At 45.4% G+C, this 626-nt stretch carries 2 protein-coding genes; both read left to right on the forward strand.

Features of this window, described 5'->3' with window-relative positions:
- Positions 1-64 precede the first annotated feature (64 nt).
- A complete protein-coding gene (locus FD09_RS16850) occupies positions 65-316 on the forward strand; it encodes an IS3 family transposase (protein WP_002816285.1) in 252 nt (83 codons plus the stop codon).
- A 62-nt stretch (positions 317-378) separates the two neighbouring features.
- The coding region (locus tag FD09_RS17115; protein ID WP_420806870.1) for an IS3 family transposase at positions 379-626 on the forward strand (248 nt) is incomplete at its 3' end.

Here is a 626-nt window from a genome sequence, read left to right on the forward strand (position 1 = left end):
CTGAGACAACTTTTAAGAGAGCGTATAATGAATAAATCGTCTCTCAAAAGGAAGGAATTTTTACATGCCAACTCGTTACGACAAAGAATTCAAACAAAACATTATCAACCTATATAAGCAAGGCGAATCAGCTGCCCAACTGGCCAGAGAATATGGCATTGGCTATTCAACCGTTCATAAGTGGATCCAGGGCCAAGCCAAAACTCAATCCGGTAAATCGCCAGACGAAATTAAAGCGATGGAAAAGCGGCTGGCTTCCCTGTCTGAGGAGAACGAAATCCTAAAAAAAGCCCTGGGCTTCCTTGCGCAGAAGTAACCAATATTTTTGATTACATTCACCAAGAAAGCCATCACCACCAGGTAACTAAGCTGTGCCGAATCCTCGGTGTTTCCAGAGCTCAGTATTATCGTTATCGATCCCCAAAGCCTTCAAAACGCCGGGCCGAAGATGAGGACTTAAAACAACGGATTCTGCGGATCTTTGCGGAATTCAAGCAGCGATACGGCGTTATGAAGATCCACCATGAATTGAATCTGGAACTTCAACCACTGCAGCGTCGGTGCAGCCCAAGACGGATTTCCCGGCTCATGAAGGAACTGGATATCCACTCCGTTACCGTCAATAA

The sequence above is a fragment of the Schleiferilactobacillus perolens DSM 12744 genome (assembly GCF_001435585.1).
In the GTDB taxonomy this organism is placed as follows: Bacteria; Bacillota; Bacilli; order Lactobacillales; family Lactobacillaceae; genus Schleiferilactobacillus; species Schleiferilactobacillus perolens.